At 59.8% G+C, this 13,570-nt stretch carries 14 protein-coding genes; 8 read left to right on the top strand and 6 right to left on the bottom strand.

What is annotated here, in order from left to right:
- Window positions 1-100 precede the first annotated feature (100 nt).
- Genes Q4577_RS02605 through Q4577_RS02595 form a run of 3 tightly spaced genes read left to right on the top strand, consistent with a single transcriptional unit; the run spans window position 101 to window position 1,398 of the window.
- The gene (locus tag Q4577_RS02605) at window positions 101-526 is read left to right on the top strand and encodes a YeeE/YedE family protein (protein WP_303466661.1); all 426 of its coding nucleotides are present in this window, start codon (window positions 101-103) and stop codon (window positions 524-526) included.
- Window positions 526-957 (top strand): DUF6691 family protein, encoded by a 432-nt coding sequence (locus tag Q4577_RS02600; RefSeq protein WP_244691344.1) that lies wholly within the window; start codon window positions 526-528, stop codon window positions 955-957. The genes Q4577_RS02605 and Q4577_RS02600 overlap by 1 nt, the downstream gene beginning before the upstream one ends.
- A 9-nt stretch (window positions 958-966) precedes the next feature.
- Entirely contained in the window at window positions 967-1,398 is a 432-nt protein-coding gene (locus Q4577_RS02595) for a TIGR01244 family sulfur transferase (protein WP_303466663.1), read from the top strand.
- A 35-nt stretch (window positions 1,399-1,433) separates the two neighbouring features.
- Here the strand turns inward: Q4577_RS02595 and Q4577_RS02590 are convergent, their stop codons facing one another.
- The 6 genes from Q4577_RS02590 to Q4577_RS02565 all read right to left on the bottom strand — a co-directional run bounded on the left by Q4577_RS02590 (window position 1,434) and on the right by Q4577_RS02565 (window position 7,842).
- Window positions 1,434-2,639 carry a FliM/FliN family flagellar motor switch protein gene (locus Q4577_RS02590; protein WP_303466664.1) on the bottom strand — a complete coding sequence of 402 codons (1,206 nt, stop codon included), beginning with the start codon at window positions 2,637-2,639 and terminating at the stop codon, window positions 1,434-1,436.
- A gap of 59 nt (window positions 2,640-2,698) precedes the next feature.
- The gene (locus tag Q4577_RS02585) at window positions 2,699-5,431 is read right to left on the bottom strand and encodes an ATP-binding protein (RefSeq protein ID WP_303466665.1); all 2,733 of its coding nucleotides are present in this window, start codon (window positions 5,429-5,431) and stop codon (window positions 2,699-2,701) included.
- Window positions 5,428-5,775, bottom strand: a complete 348-nt coding sequence (locus tag Q4577_RS02580; protein WP_303466666.1) for a hypothetical protein — start codon at window positions 5,773-5,775, stop codon at window positions 5,428-5,430. Before Q4577_RS02580 ends, Q4577_RS02585 begins: the two co-directional genes overlap by 4 nt.
- Window positions 5,776-5,793: 18 nt before the next feature.
- The gene (locus Q4577_RS02575) at window positions 5,794-6,162 is read right to left on the bottom strand and encodes a response regulator transcription factor (protein ID WP_303466667.1); all 369 of its coding nucleotides are present in this window, start codon (window positions 6,160-6,162) and stop codon (window positions 5,794-5,796) included.
- A gap of 18 nt (window positions 6,163-6,180) precedes the next feature.
- A complete protein-coding gene (locus Q4577_RS02570; RefSeq protein WP_303466668.1) occupies window positions 6,181-6,348 on the bottom strand; it encodes a hypothetical protein in 168 nt (55 codons plus the stop codon).
- A gap of 180 nt (window positions 6,349-6,528) precedes the next feature.
- Window positions 6,529-7,842: a helix-turn-helix domain-containing protein gene (locus Q4577_RS02565; protein ID WP_303466670.1), complete on the bottom strand. Its 1,314-nt coding sequence runs from the start codon at window positions 7,840-7,842 to the stop codon at window positions 6,529-6,531.
- 218 nt (window positions 7,843-8,060) lie between these two features.
- Here Q4577_RS02565 and Q4577_RS02560 point away from each other — a divergent pair, with 218 nt between their 5' ends.
- From Q4577_RS02560 to Q4577_RS02540, 5 genes are all read left to right on the top strand, one after another.
- On the top strand, window positions 8,061-9,407 hold the full coding sequence (locus Q4577_RS02560) for a substrate-binding protein (RefSeq protein ID WP_303466672.1): 1,347 nt from the start codon (window positions 8,061-8,063) through the stop codon (window positions 9,405-9,407).
- 141 nt (window positions 9,408-9,548) lie between these two features.
- The gene (locus Q4577_RS02555) at window positions 9,549-10,580 is read left to right on the top strand and encodes a branched-chain amino acid ABC transporter permease (protein ID WP_244691351.1); all 1,032 of its coding nucleotides are present in this window, start codon (window positions 9,549-9,551) and stop codon (window positions 10,578-10,580) included.
- Window positions 10,581-10,584: 4 nt separating this feature from the next.
- Window positions 10,585-11,790: a branched-chain amino acid ABC transporter permease gene (locus tag Q4577_RS02550; protein WP_244691352.1), complete on the top strand. Its 1,206-nt coding sequence runs from the start codon at window positions 10,585-10,587 to the stop codon at window positions 11,788-11,790.
- Window positions 11,791-11,801: 11 nt separating this feature from the next.
- Window positions 11,802-12,557: an ABC transporter ATP-binding protein gene (locus Q4577_RS02545; protein ID WP_244691353.1), complete on the top strand. Its 756-nt coding sequence runs from the start codon at window positions 11,802-11,804 to the stop codon at window positions 12,555-12,557.
- Between the two features lie 97 nt (window positions 12,558-12,654).
- Window positions 12,655-13,410 (top strand): ABC transporter ATP-binding protein, encoded by a 756-nt coding sequence (locus Q4577_RS02540; RefSeq protein WP_244691354.1) that lies wholly within the window; start codon window positions 12,655-12,657, stop codon window positions 13,408-13,410.
- The last annotated feature ends 160 nt before the right edge of the window (window positions 13,411-13,570 follow it).

Raw genomic sequence — 13,570 nt, 5'->3', positions numbered from 1 at the left:
CACTTGATACATATTCAGATATTGCTATATGAATATTGAAACGGCGGCGCCCTCATCAGGGGGCCGGAGTCTGGATCATAGTCATCGGGGATTACACCACATGCAGGCAGATTGGATTTGGGGGCTGATCGGCGGCTTGCTGATTGGCACAGGTGGTGCGGTCTACCTCTTGGGGAATGGTCGCATCATGGGGGCCAGCGGCATCATCGGCGGTCTTGTCGACGGCAGCGGCCGGGCAACGGCGCTGGAACGGTTGATTCTCCTCGCTGGAGTGGTGTTGGCCCCGATCGGCATTCTGGCGTTCACCGGCCCGGCGCAATCCCATTTGACTGGTAATCCGGTCATCCTGATTGCCGCCGGTCTACTTGTCGGTGTCGGCACCAGATTGGCCAATGGCTGCACCTCGGGCCATGGTGTCTGTGGTATTTCGCGCCTGTCGCTGCGCGGCATTGTCGCGACTGTGTTTTATATCGCGGCCGGCGGGATCACCGTCGTCCTGTTCCGTCATATCCTGGGGGTCATTTGATGCGCAATTTCCTGGCATTTATCGCGGGTGGGCTGTTTGGCGCCGGACTGTTGGTGTCGGGCATGACCGACACGGCCAAGGTCCAGGGCTGGTTGGATGTATTTGGCGATTGGGATCCGACCCTGGCCTTTGTGATGGGCGGCGCGATTGTCCCGATGGCGGTGGCCTGGCGGCTGACATCCGGCCGTATCCCCTTGGTTGGAGGGGCATTTCCACCGCCACCGGACCAAAAACTGGGGCGCAATCTGGTGATTGGGTCGGTGTTGTTCGGGATGGGATGGGGGCTGGTCGGGCTCTGCCCCGGCCCGGTCGTCGCCTCGTTGGGATTTGGCAATTGGGGCCATTACCTGTTTCTTGCCGCGATGATTGTCGGCATGATCTTGGCCCCGGGACTGCGGTCACAACTGGACAGATCGGCCCGCGCAGCCTAAGGAGATATTATGGATATCAGGCATATTGACGAGACATATCATGTCTCCCCCCAGATCGCGCTCGAAGACCCTGCGGCCATTGCCGCCGCCGGGTTCAAAGGCATTATCTGCAACCGGCCCGACACCGAAGTGCCACCAGCGATTGCAGCAGAAAACATGCGCAACGCGGCCGAGGCCGAGGGGCTGGTGTTTCACGTTCTGCCGCTGACTCATCAGACCATGACGCCCGACAATATCGCGCTGCAAATGCAATTGGTGGCCGAGATTGACGGCCCGGTTCTGGCCTATTGCGCCTCGGGCACGCGCTGCACGGTTATCTGGTCAATGGCCAAGGCGATGGACGGCGCGATGAGCCCGGACGACATCCTGGCCAAGGCGGCAGCGGCGGGCTATGCGCTGGACGGATTGCGCCCACAGCTGGAACTTCTGAGCCAGAGCTAGGCCAACCACAAATGCCCAAATCCAATGCGGAGCCGCTAGCCAAGCGGTTCATTGGGCTTGGGCAAATCTCCGATTGGCAGCGCCCCTTCCCCCGCATCAAATGGCGGTAACGGACCGGGTCCGGCAACCGGATCGTCGAAATCCAACGGCGGAAGATCGGGCAAGGTTTCCGGCAAATTACGCTCTGGCTCGTTCCCGATCGGCGGATGAGAGATCTGTGCAGGCGGCGCAATTTCGGCTGGCGATGGCGCGGGGGCCGCTGTGGTCATCCCGGACGTAGTGGTCGTGCCTTCGGCCTTGGCGCTTTTGCTCTGTTCGACCATCAACTGCGCAGCCGCCTCGGGGGCCGTGCCAGAGAACCGAACAGCCCAGTGATCCCCCAAACGCCCCAAGCGCGCTTTGCCAACCATTTTCCCGTCGACCGCCCGCAATTCCGCGCGGTCCATAAACATCTCGTCAAGCGGCAACACATCCCCCGCCCGCAACGATCCGGCCCGCGACAAGGGAAGGCTCAGCCGCCCGGCGACCACCCGCATTTCCGCCGGGATCGCTAGAAAGGCCTCCTCTGGCGTGTCACGCGGCGTTTTGACCGGCGCCTCGGGCTTGGCCGTGAACGGCAGCAACAACAGCAAATCCCCGCTCCGCCGCCCAAGCGCCACATCCAGCGTCACCCGAATCAACCGGAATTGTGGTGATTCCAGCGCCAGCACCAACGCCCGGCCATCTTCGGCCATTGCACCAAACCGATAGCCAATCAGCCAGCTATTGTCCTTGCCCTCGATCGTGTCGCCGACACCTTCCACGGCATCACCATCCGCATCCTGACAAAGCGCCACATCGACCCGTTCCAGCGCGGCATCCAGCCAAGGCGCCACCATGGCGGCATCCGTGGGCGTCAACCGCCGGTCACTGACCGCAAGGTTAGACACCGTTCCCATGGTTTGCACCTCGATCAACGAGGTCACCAAAGCCCGGTCCATGCCCACCGCCCCACGCGCGCCATCCGGCCCGTCCAGAAGCGCCAGCAACATATCAGGCGGCAGCGCCTGACCCAGCCCCTCAAGCCCGGTGTCGGAAATTTTCAGGTCACTGACCTGTAACGGCAGGTCAAGCAATTGTGCCGCCGCCCGAGCAAGCCCCAGCCGCAGCGCACGCGCCGGGGACATGATGCGCGTTTCCTGTTCCCTGCGTGCAGCAGAGGCCAGATCGCTCAGCAAATTTTTGCGCTGTGTGTCCGCCATAGATCCCGGTCAGCAATGGGCCGGTCTGGCCCGTTAAGCATACAGAACGATCTATGAGGTCAATTGGTTACCATAGGCTTACCGCTTGCCGTATCTCCTGATCGGGTTGACGGCAATGTCACGCGAAAATGGGTTTTCCCCTCACCCGGAACATAATCAATTGCCCCTCCCAAACGATCCATGATCTGGCGGCAAATCGACAGCCCAAGCCCCGCACCGCCCGCCCGCTGCGGGCTGACACGGGAAAATTTTTCGAAAATCAGATCGCGGGCCTCCGGTGGAATGCCACTGCCATTATCGACGAAATCCACCTGCACCTCGCCCCCCTCCTGGACAGAGGCATGAATGGTCAATTCCGGCGATGTCGCATCGCAATACTTGCGTGCATTGGCGATCAGATTGATGAACACCTGACCCAGACGGTCGAAATCGGTTTCCAGCAGACATTCTTCGGCCTCTGTATCGCGGCGGATCACCAGGGTCGCATCCTCCTCGCCTGCCGCGGCGGCGGCCACGGCCTGATCCAGTGCGCTGCGCAGGGTGCCTTTACGCAGGTTCAAATTCACCTGGCCGCTTTCCAGAACACTAAGATCCAGAAGGTCATCCAACAGACGGGTCAAGCGCACCGATTCGTCATGAATGATCGAGGAATATTTGCGCTTTTCCTCGGTCGACACGTCGCGCGTATCCCGCAGAATTTCCGAAAAGGCCCGGATCGACGTCATCGGCGTGCGCAGCTCGTGGCTGATCTGGCTGAGAAATGCGTCCTTTTGCACCGACAACCGGGTCAATTTGTCATTGGCTTCGCGCAGTTTGGCCGCCGTCGCCGCCAATTCACGCGACTGTGCCTCCAGCTGGTCGGAATATTCGATCATCTGCGCGGTTTCATCCGCCACCGCCAGCAATTCCCGCACCGAGACCGAGGCCCCGCCGACAATCTGCGCCACCATCGCATGGGCGGTTGCCGCCCCGACCGAACCGGACAATTCACGCTCCAGCCGTTGCAGGAAATCCGGGTTCGGATCCGGCAGATCCCCCGGCCGGGCGGCCCGCCCGCTTTGGCGCGCGGCCTCCTGTTCGAAAAAGGACTGGGCTTCGTCCGCGCCCAGAATCCGCTGCGCCATGACCATCAGATCTTCGGCCTGGGCGGCACCGGCGGTCCAGCCCCGTGCATTTGTCGTATGTTGCAGGGCATTGACGAATTGCGCGCCTTGCAACCGTTCCAGCGGCGCCGGGAAAGACGCAAGAGAGACCACCAGAAAGGTCACCGCATTCAGCGACAGCGACCAGAACACCGCATGCACCAACGGGTCCAGCCCCTCGATCCCAAACAACGCCTGTGGGCGCAACCCGCTGAGGCCGAAGGGCCCATTGTCCAGCAGGGACTGCGGCATCAACATCCCGGTCCCGAGGCTGGGCAGAAACAGGGTATAGCCCCACAGCGCAAAGCCCACGGTCAACCCGGCCAGCGCCCCGATCCGGGTCGCACCGCGCCAATACAAGCCGCCAATCATCACCGGCAGCACCTGGCTCAACCCGGCAAAGCTGACCAATCCAATGGCCGCCAGCGCCGCACCGCCGCCGGATACGCGGAAATAAAGGTATCCCAGGAACACAATGGCCGCGATCGAGATCCGACGCGACAACAAGACCACATGCCGGACATCCCCCGACACGCTGGCACGCGTGCCCGATTGGCGCAGCCACAACGGCATGACGATGTGGTTTGACACCATGGTGGACAAGGCCAGCGCCGCCACAATCACCATCGACGTCGCCGAAGAGAACCCGCCAAGAAAGGACAGGATCGCCAGTGCGGTCTGCCCTTCGGCCAAAGGCAGGGTCAGGACAAAAAGATCCGGGTTGGCCTCTGGCGGCAATCGCTCCAATCCCATGACGGCAATCGGCACCACAAACAGGCTCATCAACAACAGATAGCCGGGAAAGGCCCAGCTGGCGGTGCGCAGATGGGCCTCATCAGCGTTTTCCACCACCATGACCTGAAACATACGCGGCAAACACAAAAGCGCCGCGCCGGACAAAAACGTCAACGCGGCCCAGCGGCCGCCATCCATCTGCCAATGGCCGATCTTGGAGGCATCTATCCGCGCCAGCGTCTCGGCCACCCCGCCCGACAATCCCCAGACCACGAAAATGCCAACCGCCAGCAAGGCCATCAGCTTGATCACGGCCTCAACCGCGATGGCCATGACCACGCCGTGGTGGCGTTCGTTGGCATCCAGATTGCGCGTGCCAAACAACACCGTGAACAAAGCCAACCCAAAGGCCACCCAAAGCGCGGTCGAGGTGCGCCCGCCATCCCCTGGCCCCGGCTGCCCGACCGCATCAGCAAAGGTGGCAAAGGACAGCGTCACCGATTGCAATTGCAATGCGATATACGGCGTGGTGCCCACCACGGCCAGAATGGTCACCCCCACCGCCAGAAGATTGGATTTCCCGAAGCGCGATGAAATCAGATCCGCGATAGAGGTCACCCGCTGGCTCCGCCCCACCCGCACCAATTTGCGCAGCACCCACCACCAGCCGATCATGACAATCGTCGGCCCAAGATAGATGGTGATATATTCCAGCCCCGATCGCGCCGCATAGCCCACTGCGCCGTAAAACGTCCAGGCCGTGCAATAGATCGACAGCGACAGCGTATAGACCACCGGCGAGCGCAACCACCGCCCCCGCCCCTTTCTGGCACTGCGCTCGGCGACAAAAGCCACAAGAAACAACAAGGCCACATAGATTGTGCAGACCATGATCAGCAGATTGACGGTGTTCATGGCTCTTGCTTCGACCCGGCTGGCGGGGCGCCGGGGCCATTTGGGTCACGCTCTGCATCACTGGCCGCCCGCGCCGCCCGCGAGGCCGGGTCGTCTATATCGACCTCATTGTCGTCCCGCAGATAGAGCGACAACACCATCGCCACCGCCACCAATGCCGCCCAAAGCATAAACAGATAGAGAATCGCGCTGGACATGCTGACGCCACCGGCGCCCTCTGCCCACAACAGCGGCACCATCACCAGCATGATGCCCAGCACCGGCAGAAACCGCGCCCCATCCTCAAGCCGCCGCCGCCGATAGGTCTGGCGTTCAAGAAATAGATGTTTCGGCCGATCGGTCATGCGGCTGTCATCGGTCGGTCATGGGCGGGCCAATTCGCGAACCGCCTCCAGGATGTCATTGTTCGAAAACGGCTTTGTCATGAACCGGTTGGCGCCAGCGGCTTTCGCCATATCGCGGTCTTTCGCCTGACCACGTGCAGTCAGGATCAGCACCGGCAGCGCGGACCATTTATCGCAGGCACGCAGATCGCGCAGGATTTCATAGCCCGACCGCCCCGGCAGCATCACATCAAGAATCACCAGATCCGGCACACGACGATCCACCACCTCCAATGCATCATGGCCATTGGAATGGGTAAACACCTCCCACCCGTCACGCGACAGAAAGAAGCTGATGGCTTCGATGATATTTGGCTCATCCTCGATCACGAGAACACGTTTGCCCATCGCATCCCCCTCCCAAAGTCAGCGCAAAGCAATAATATTACGCCGACTTTTATCGGCGGTTTTCACGGGGAAGTCAAAATGCTTTGTGCGTTTATGAATTTCGGCGCGCGACAAAGGCCCCGCAAACCTCGATGCCGCAACACTTTTCGCGTTCCGCATCAATTCCGGGCACTTCAGATCTTTCATCTGACCAAAAATATCCCCGGGGGTTTGGGGGGCTGGCCCCCCATCTGTCCTGCGGTTTGGGGGGCTGGCCCCCCATCTATCCTGTGGTTTGGGGGGCTGGCCCCCCATCTTCCCTGAGGTTTGCCCCCCAACCTGTCGACACGCAACAGCGTGGCGAAATCAAATCGGCGGGACCGATAATCACAAACCGGCGGTCAGGACCGAAGGCTCGCGGCGGGCGCTGCATGTCTCCCGCGTACAGATCCGGCAGGACACCCCGACCGGAACCGGCGCATGTCCTGTGCCGTCGCCCGCATCGCTCGCCGGGAACAACCGCACCAACATCGCGGCTTCGATCCGGGCCACATCGCCAAATCGCATGCCCCCGGTCAATTCGGCAATCGAAAAGGTCTCGAAACGCCGGGCTTCACGCGCCGATTGTTCCACCAGCCGATAGACCGGTTGGGCCGGACGGGTCAGCGCGGTAAACAATGGCCAGAGTGCACAGGACGCCCCGAACCGCGGCAGCGGGAATTCATCCAGCGGCTTGCGAAACAGCAATGTCCCGGAGGCATCACAGATCACCAAACCAAGCGGCCCCACCCCGGCGCTGTCCGGCAGAATGGCCAATCGGTGCAAGGCGCTGCCCAATGGCGCATCAAAATCGCGCGCCAATCCGGCCGGATCAAACCCGTTTGCCGCGACATAGGCCAGCAGCGGGTCCAGCGGAATGCGCCCGGCGTCGCGGGCATAACGTTCCAGATAGCGCAACATCGCATCGCGCGAGGCCGCCATGGTCAACCCCTCTGCCCCGGCCACGATCTCGGCCACCGTCTGGGTGCCGGATTCCAGAGTTTCAAACTGATAGGCATGCCCTTCGAGAAAGGCTTCGACCTCTTCCTGGGGGGACGTCAGATTGGCCTGGGCATCCGCCGAATCCAGATAGCGCACCAATGCGGTCGAGGTATCCGCCAGCCGCCGGGCATCTTCGTTGATATTGCGGTGAAAGCGGTCCTGCCACTCTGGTTCGATTTCACCGCTGTCCGCCAGAATGCCGGCGGTCGACCGGATCGAGGTCACAGTGGACAACATATCATGCAATGACGCGGCCAGGTGCGGGTCGTGGGTCAGCCGGTCGGTCAGGGTTTCAACCGTGCGTTCCAACGCATCCACCCGGCGACGGTTGGCCGCCAATAGCGCCGCCCAGCCCGGAAAGCGGCCGGCAAATTCGTCAATGCGATCCAACTCTGCCCGAAGGTCGGGCTGCGCCGCCGCCGCTTCGCGCAGGGTGGAAATCAGCGCCGCCTCCGCCCCCTCGATCAGCGCCGAGGGCTCGACCTCCAGAATCCTGGCCAAAGACAGCAACAGCTTGCCGCCGATCCGGCGACGATTGTGTTCGATCAAATTTAAATAACTGGCCGAAATTCCGGCACGCGCCGCCAATTCAGCCTGTTTCATGCCGGTGGCGGTGCGCCGCTCTCGGATCCGGCTGCCTGTCAAAGTGTCGCGGGCCATTGGAATTTCTCCGGCAATTTCAAAGACGCTCTGCATCGCAGAATAATTTCTTTACACATTCCCCCGCGTCATTGTCCATAAATTTACAAGAAAATCATTAGGCCAAAAGCCTTTGTTGCGAAGTTTTCGGTAACCACGCGATAATGTTTTTGCACGAAAAGTGCGCGTGTCGCGGGTGGAGGAGCCCGCGAGACACATTCATGAAACGGGAGGATACCATGTCCAAATCGAATTTCACGCGTCGTGGCGTGCTGAAGACCGGTGCGATGAGCGCCGGGGGTCTTGCGCTGCCCACCATCCTGACCGCCGCCAGCCATGCGGGCTATACCAATGCGCCGACCGGCTCGACTGTGACGCTTGGTTTCAACGTGCCCCAAACCGGCCCCTACGCCGATGAAGGCGCGGACGAGCTGCGTGCATATGAACTTGCGGTGGAACATCTGAACGGCGGTGGCGACGGCGGCATGTTGTCGACATTCTCGTCCAAAGAGCTGGACGGTTCCGGCATCCTCGGCAAAAAGGTCGAATTTGTCACTGGCGACACCCAGACCAAATCCGACGCCGCCCGCGCATCGGCCAAGTCGATGATCGAAAAAGACGGCGCTGTCATGATCACCGGTGGCTCGTCCTCGGGTGTGGCTGTGGCGGTTCAGGGTCTGTGCCAAGAGGCCGGCGTCATCTTCATGGCTGGTTTGACCCACTCGAACGACACAACCGGCAAGGACAAGAAGGCCAACGGTTTCCGCCACTTCTTCAACGCCTATATGTCGGCGGCGGCCCTCGCGCCGGTGCTGCAGAAACTCTACGGCTCGGACCGCAAAGCCTATCACCTGACAGCTGACTATACATGGGGCTGGACGCAGGAAGAATCGATTGCGGCCGCCACCGAAGCGATGGGTTGGGAGACCGTCGAAAAGGTCAAAACCCCGCTCGCGGCGACCGATTTCTCGTCCTATATCGCACCGGTTCTGAACTCGGGCGCGGATGTTCTGGTCCTGAACCACTACGGCGGCAACATGGTCAACTCGCTGACCAACGCGGTGCAATTCGGTCTGCGTGAAAAGCAGGTGAACGGTAAGAACTTCGAAATCGTTGTGCCGCTCTATTCGCGTCTGATGGCCAAAGGTGCCGGTGAAAACGTGAAGGGCATTCACGGCTCCACCAACTGGCATTGGTCGCTTCAGGACGAAGGGTCCAAGGCGTTTGTCAAATCCTTCGGCACCAAATACGGCTTCCCGCCGTCCCAGGCCGCACACACATGTTATGTGCAGACCCTGCTTTATGCGGATGCGGCGACACGGGCCGGCACGTTCAACCCCTGTGGCATTGCGGAAGCATTGGAAGGGTTTGAATTCGACGGTCTCGGCAACGGCCCGACATTGTACCGCGCCGACGATCACCAGTGCTTCAAAGATGTTCTGGTGGTGCGCGGGAAAGAAAACCCAACATCCGAGTTCGACCTTCTTGAAGTGGTCGAAGTCACACCTGCGGCACAGGTCACCTATGCCCCCGATCACCCGATGTTTGCCGGTGGTCAACTGGGATCATGTAACCCCGGCGCATAACCGGGCGGCATGATACGGGCGCCTATTCCGGCGCACAGATCCAAAATCAACTTGGGTGGGCAATTTTGTCCACCCAAACCCTATCGCCTGGGCCTCTCTGTCCACGGCGCAAAATAGTCATTTTCCGCAAGGGGTGGGACAATGGACGCAATCATTCTGCAAATTCTGAACGGCCTGGACAAGGGCTCTGCCTATGCGCTGATCGCGCTGGGGCTGACATTGATCTTTGGCACGTTGGGCGTGGTCAACTTTGCCCACGGCGCGCTGTTCATGATCGGGGCCTTCTGTGCCGTCACGGTCCAGCGCATCCTGACCCTGAGCTATGAGGTCGTCGACGAGACACAGACCGATTTCCTTGGCAATCCGCTAAAGGTCAAAGTGCCCTATGTCGAAAGTTGGTTTGGCCCGGAAACCGGTGCCGCGATCATCGACTGGGCGGTGCCATTGGCGATCCTGTTTGCCATCCCGATCATGATCGCCATCGGTTTCATCATGGAACGCGGGTTGATCAAACATTTCTACAAACGTCCCCATGCGGACCAGATCCTTGTGACCTTTGGTCTGGCGATCGTGCTGCAGGAAGTAATCAAATACTTCTATGGCGCCAACCCGATCCCGACCGGCGCACCAGATGTGTTCCGCGGATCGTTCGATTTCGGCGTGCTGCTGGGGTTTGATCCGAATGCGATCATCTATCCCTACTGGCGGCTGGTCTACTTCTCTTTTGCGGCTCTGATCATAGGTGGCGTGTTTGCCTTCCTGCAATTCACCACCTTTGGCATGGTTGTGCGTGCCGGCATGGCGGACCGGGAAACCGTCGGCCTGCTGGGGATCAACATCGACCGTCGGTTTACCATCATGTTCGGCCTTGCGGCCGCGGTGGCGGGGCTGGCGGGCGTGATGTATGCGCCGATCAACTCGCCCAATTATCACATGGGTATGGATTTCCTTGTGCTCAGCTTCGTGGTCGTCGTCGTCGGCGGCATGGGCAGCCTTCCGGGTGCTGTACTGGCGGGGTTCCTGCTGGGCATCCTCGAAAGCTTTGCCTCGATGAACGAAGTGAAATCCATCCTGCCCGGTATTGACCAAATCATCATCTACCTGGTTGCCATTATCATTCTGCTTACCCGTCCTCGGGGCCTTATGGGCCGCAAGGGCGTGATGGAGGACTAACGCCATGTTCGGACTGGACAAAAAAGACTTTAACCTGTTCCTGGTAGTGGCGGCCATGGCCCTCTTGGCGCCTTTTATCCTGAACCCTTTTCCCACCGACAGCGCGCTTGCGCAGTTCAACGCCGGTTATCCGGATCTGATGCAGCGTTTTGTGATCTTTGGCATCTTTGCCATCGGGTTCAACATCCTCTTTGGCCTGACCGGGTATCTGTCATTTGGTCACGCCGCATTTCTGGGGGTGGGCAGCTATTCCGCCGTCTGGGTGTTCAAGCTGCTGGGCATGAATGTTCTGCCCGCCATCGCATTGTCTGTTGTGGTCGCCGGGTTGTTCGCGCTGTTGATCGGCTTTGTCAGCCTGCGGCGCTCTGGCATCTACTTCTCGATCCTGACGCTGGCCTTTGCGCAGATGTCATTCAACCTGGCCTATTCGGTACTGACGCCGATCACCAATGGCGAAACCGGTCTGCAACTGACCTTGAACGATCCGCGCATTCTTGGATCTTCGGCCACGGCGGATGGCTCTATCCCGGTCACCAACCTTCTGCCGGGTCTGGAAATCCGATCCGCCTATGATCTGGTGATCGGACCGTGGAGCTTTACCTTCAACGTCGGCTACTACCTCTGTGCCCTGTTCCTGCTGCTCGCGTTTTATCTGTCGGTGCGCATCTTCCGCTCGCCCTTTGGTATGATGCTGCGGGCGGTGAAATCGAACCAGCAGCGGATGCATTACACCGGCCTCAACACCCGCCCCTACACCCTTGCGGCTTTTGTGATCTCGGGCATGTATGCCGGTCTGGCAGGCGGTCTGATGGCCTCGATGGACCCTCTCGCCGGTGCAGAGCGGATGCAATGGACCGCCTCGGGCGAGGTTGTGCTGATGACCATCCTTGGTGGTGCGGGCACGCTGATCGGCCCGGTTCTGGGCGCAGGTTTCATCAAGTATTTCGAAAACATCTTCTCGAAGATCAACGACAACGTTCTGCACGGCTGGTTTGCCTTCATGCCGGATGGGCTTGAGGATTTCATCGTCACCATCATCCACCCCTTCATCGGCAAGGGCTGGCACCTGACGCTGGGTATCTTGTTCATGCTGGTTGTCATCTTCTTGCCCGGCGGGCTGGTCGAGGGCGGACAACGGATTGCAAAAATGTTCCGTAAGAAATCCGAAGGCACCGACACACATGTCGACGCCAAACACCCTGCTGAATAAGGAGCGACGAGATGGGAATTCTTGAAGTCAAAGACGTCAACAAGCGCTTCGGTGGGCTACAGGCGCTGGGCAATGTGAACCTGAGTGTGGAGGAAAACACCTGCCACGCCATCATCGGCCCAAACGGTGCCGGGAAATCCACCCTGCTGAATTGTTTGATCGGCAAGCTGATCCCCGACACCGGCTCGGTGATGTTTGACGGGCAATCGGTGCTGGGCCGCACGCCTTATCAGATCTGCCAGATGGGGATTTCACGCGTGTTCCAAACGCCAGAGATCTTTGGCGATCTGTCCGTTCTGGAAAACATGATGATCCCGATTTTTGCCAAACGGGATGGGGCGTTCGAACTGAACGCGTTGTCCAATGTGTTTGGCCAGCGCGACATCCTGGAACAGGCAGAAAAGATGCTGGAAGAAATGAATATGGCGGACAAACGCCATATGCATGCGGCGTCGATGTCGCGCGGCGACAAGCGGCGGCTGGAAATCGGCATGTGCCTGTCGCAGCAACCCCGCCTGTTGTTGCTGGATGAACCAACCGCCGGCATGGCACGCGCCGACACCAACAACACAATTGATCTGCTGAAACAGATCAAGGATGAACGCGACATCACCATCGCGATCATCGAGCATGACATGCATGTGGTGTTCAGCCTGTCTGACCGGATCACCGTTCTGGCCCAGGGCACGCCGTTGGTCGAAGACACCCCCGACAAGATCAAAGGCCACCCCAAGGTGCGCGAAGCCTATCTTGGCGAAACCGCCTGATCGTTGAACCAAACCTGCCCCGGACGTGATCCGGGGCCTCCCCCCTATGAGGTCCCGGTTCAAGCCCGGGACAGGGGCAGCACATTGGGAGAGCACTATGAACGTCAAACCCGAATTTTCCAAGAACGCCAACGTCGCCGAAACCGCACCGGCCTTTTTGTCGGTCTGGGATGTCCATGCCTCTTACGGCGAAAGCTATATCGTCCAGGGCATCAGCTTCAACGTGCATGAAGGCGAGATCCTGGCACTTCTGGGCCGCAATGGCGCGGGCAAGACATCGACCCTGCGCGCGATCGCGCGGATCGGCTCCCCCTTGGTCAGCCATGGGGAAATCTGGCTTGATCACAAGCCGTTACACCTGATGTCCAGTCACGAGGCCGCCGCAAATGGTCTGGGTCTGGTGCCGGAAGATCGCCGCATCATTCCCGGCCTTACGGTCGAGGAGAATCTGCAATTGGCCCAGATCGCGCCGCCCATCGGCTGGTCGATCGACCGGCTCTATGATCTTTTTCCCCGCCTTGGCGAGCGCCGCAAACAAGAGGGCGTGACCCTCTCGGGTGGCGAACAGCAAATGTTGGCAATTGCCCGCGCTTTGGCCCGCGATCTTAAGGTTTTGTTGCTGGATGAACCTTATGAAGGTCTGGCACCGGTGATCGTGGATGAGATTGAAAGAACTTTGAAGCTCATCAAACAACAGGGCATGACCACAATTCTGGTGGAACAAAACGCCGTGCGCGCGCTGCAACTGGCGGATCGGGCCGTGATTCTGGACACCGGTGGTATTGTGTTCGACGGAACCGCTGCCGAGGTTCTGGAAGACGAAGCATTGCGGGCCGAATATCTGGCGATCTGACGCCATTCCTGGCGAACCGACCCTTGTGGCACAAGCCATTGTTGCCAGGCTTACCCGCACCTCAAAAAGGTGCGGGTATTGCATTTTTTGCCGGCCACCTGTCGGTCAGCTGCGGGTCATCGAAAATTGTCGGAATATCGCCGACCGCGCGTATGGATAC

The organism is Marinovum sp. 2_MG-2023 (genome assembly GCF_030548265.1).
In the GTDB taxonomy this organism is placed as follows: Bacteria; Pseudomonadota; Alphaproteobacteria; order Rhodobacterales; family Rhodobacteraceae; genus Marinovum.
The sequence above is the reverse complement of the archived record's forward strand: the minus strand, read 5'-3'. Positions and strand labels throughout refer to the sequence as shown.

Coding starts and splice junctions, on each gene's coding strand:
- Q4577_RS02605 (WP_303466661.1), top strand. CDS start 101: ATGCAGGCAGATTGGATTTGGGGGCTGATCGGCGGCTTGCTGATTGGC.
- Q4577_RS02600 (WP_244691344.1), top strand. CDS start 526: ATGCGCAATTTCCTGGCATTTATCGCGGGTGGGCTGTTTGGCGCCGGA.
- Q4577_RS02595 (WP_303466663.1), top strand. CDS start 967: ATGGATATCAGGCATATTGACGAGACATATCATGTCTCCCCCCAGATC.
- Q4577_RS02590 (WP_303466664.1), bottom strand. CDS start 2,639: ATGGCGGACACACAGCGCAAAAATTTGCTGAGCGATCTGGCCTCTGCT.
- Q4577_RS02585 (WP_303466665.1), bottom strand. CDS start 5,431: ATGAACACCGTCAATCTGCTGATCATGGTCTGCACAATCTATGTGGCC.
- Q4577_RS02580 (WP_303466666.1), bottom strand. CDS start 5,775: ATGACCGATCGGCCGAAACATCTATTTCTTGAACGCCAGACCTATCGG.
- Q4577_RS02575 (WP_303466667.1), bottom strand. CDS start 6,162: ATGGGCAAACGTGTTCTCGTGATCGAGGATGAGCCAAATATCATCGAA.
- Q4577_RS02570 (WP_303466668.1), bottom strand. CDS start 6,348: ATGAAAGATCTGAAGTGCCCGGAATTGATGCGGAACGCGAAAAGTGTT.
- Q4577_RS02565 (WP_303466670.1), bottom strand. CDS start 7,842: ATGGCCCGCGACACTTTGACAGGCAGCCGGATCCGAGAGCGGCGCACC.
- Q4577_RS02560 (WP_303466672.1), top strand. CDS start 8,061: ATGTCCAAATCGAATTTCACGCGTCGTGGCGTGCTGAAGACCGGTGCG.
- Q4577_RS02555 (WP_244691351.1), top strand. CDS start 9,549: ATGGACGCAATCATTCTGCAAATTCTGAACGGCCTGGACAAGGGCTCT.
- Q4577_RS02550 (WP_244691352.1), top strand. CDS start 10,585: ATGTTCGGACTGGACAAAAAAGACTTTAACCTGTTCCTGGTAGTGGCG.
- Q4577_RS02545 (WP_244691353.1), top strand. CDS start 11,802: ATGGGAATTCTTGAAGTCAAAGACGTCAACAAGCGCTTCGGTGGGCTA.
- Q4577_RS02540 (WP_244691354.1), top strand. CDS start 12,655: ATGAACGTCAAACCCGAATTTTCCAAGAACGCCAACGTCGCCGAAACC.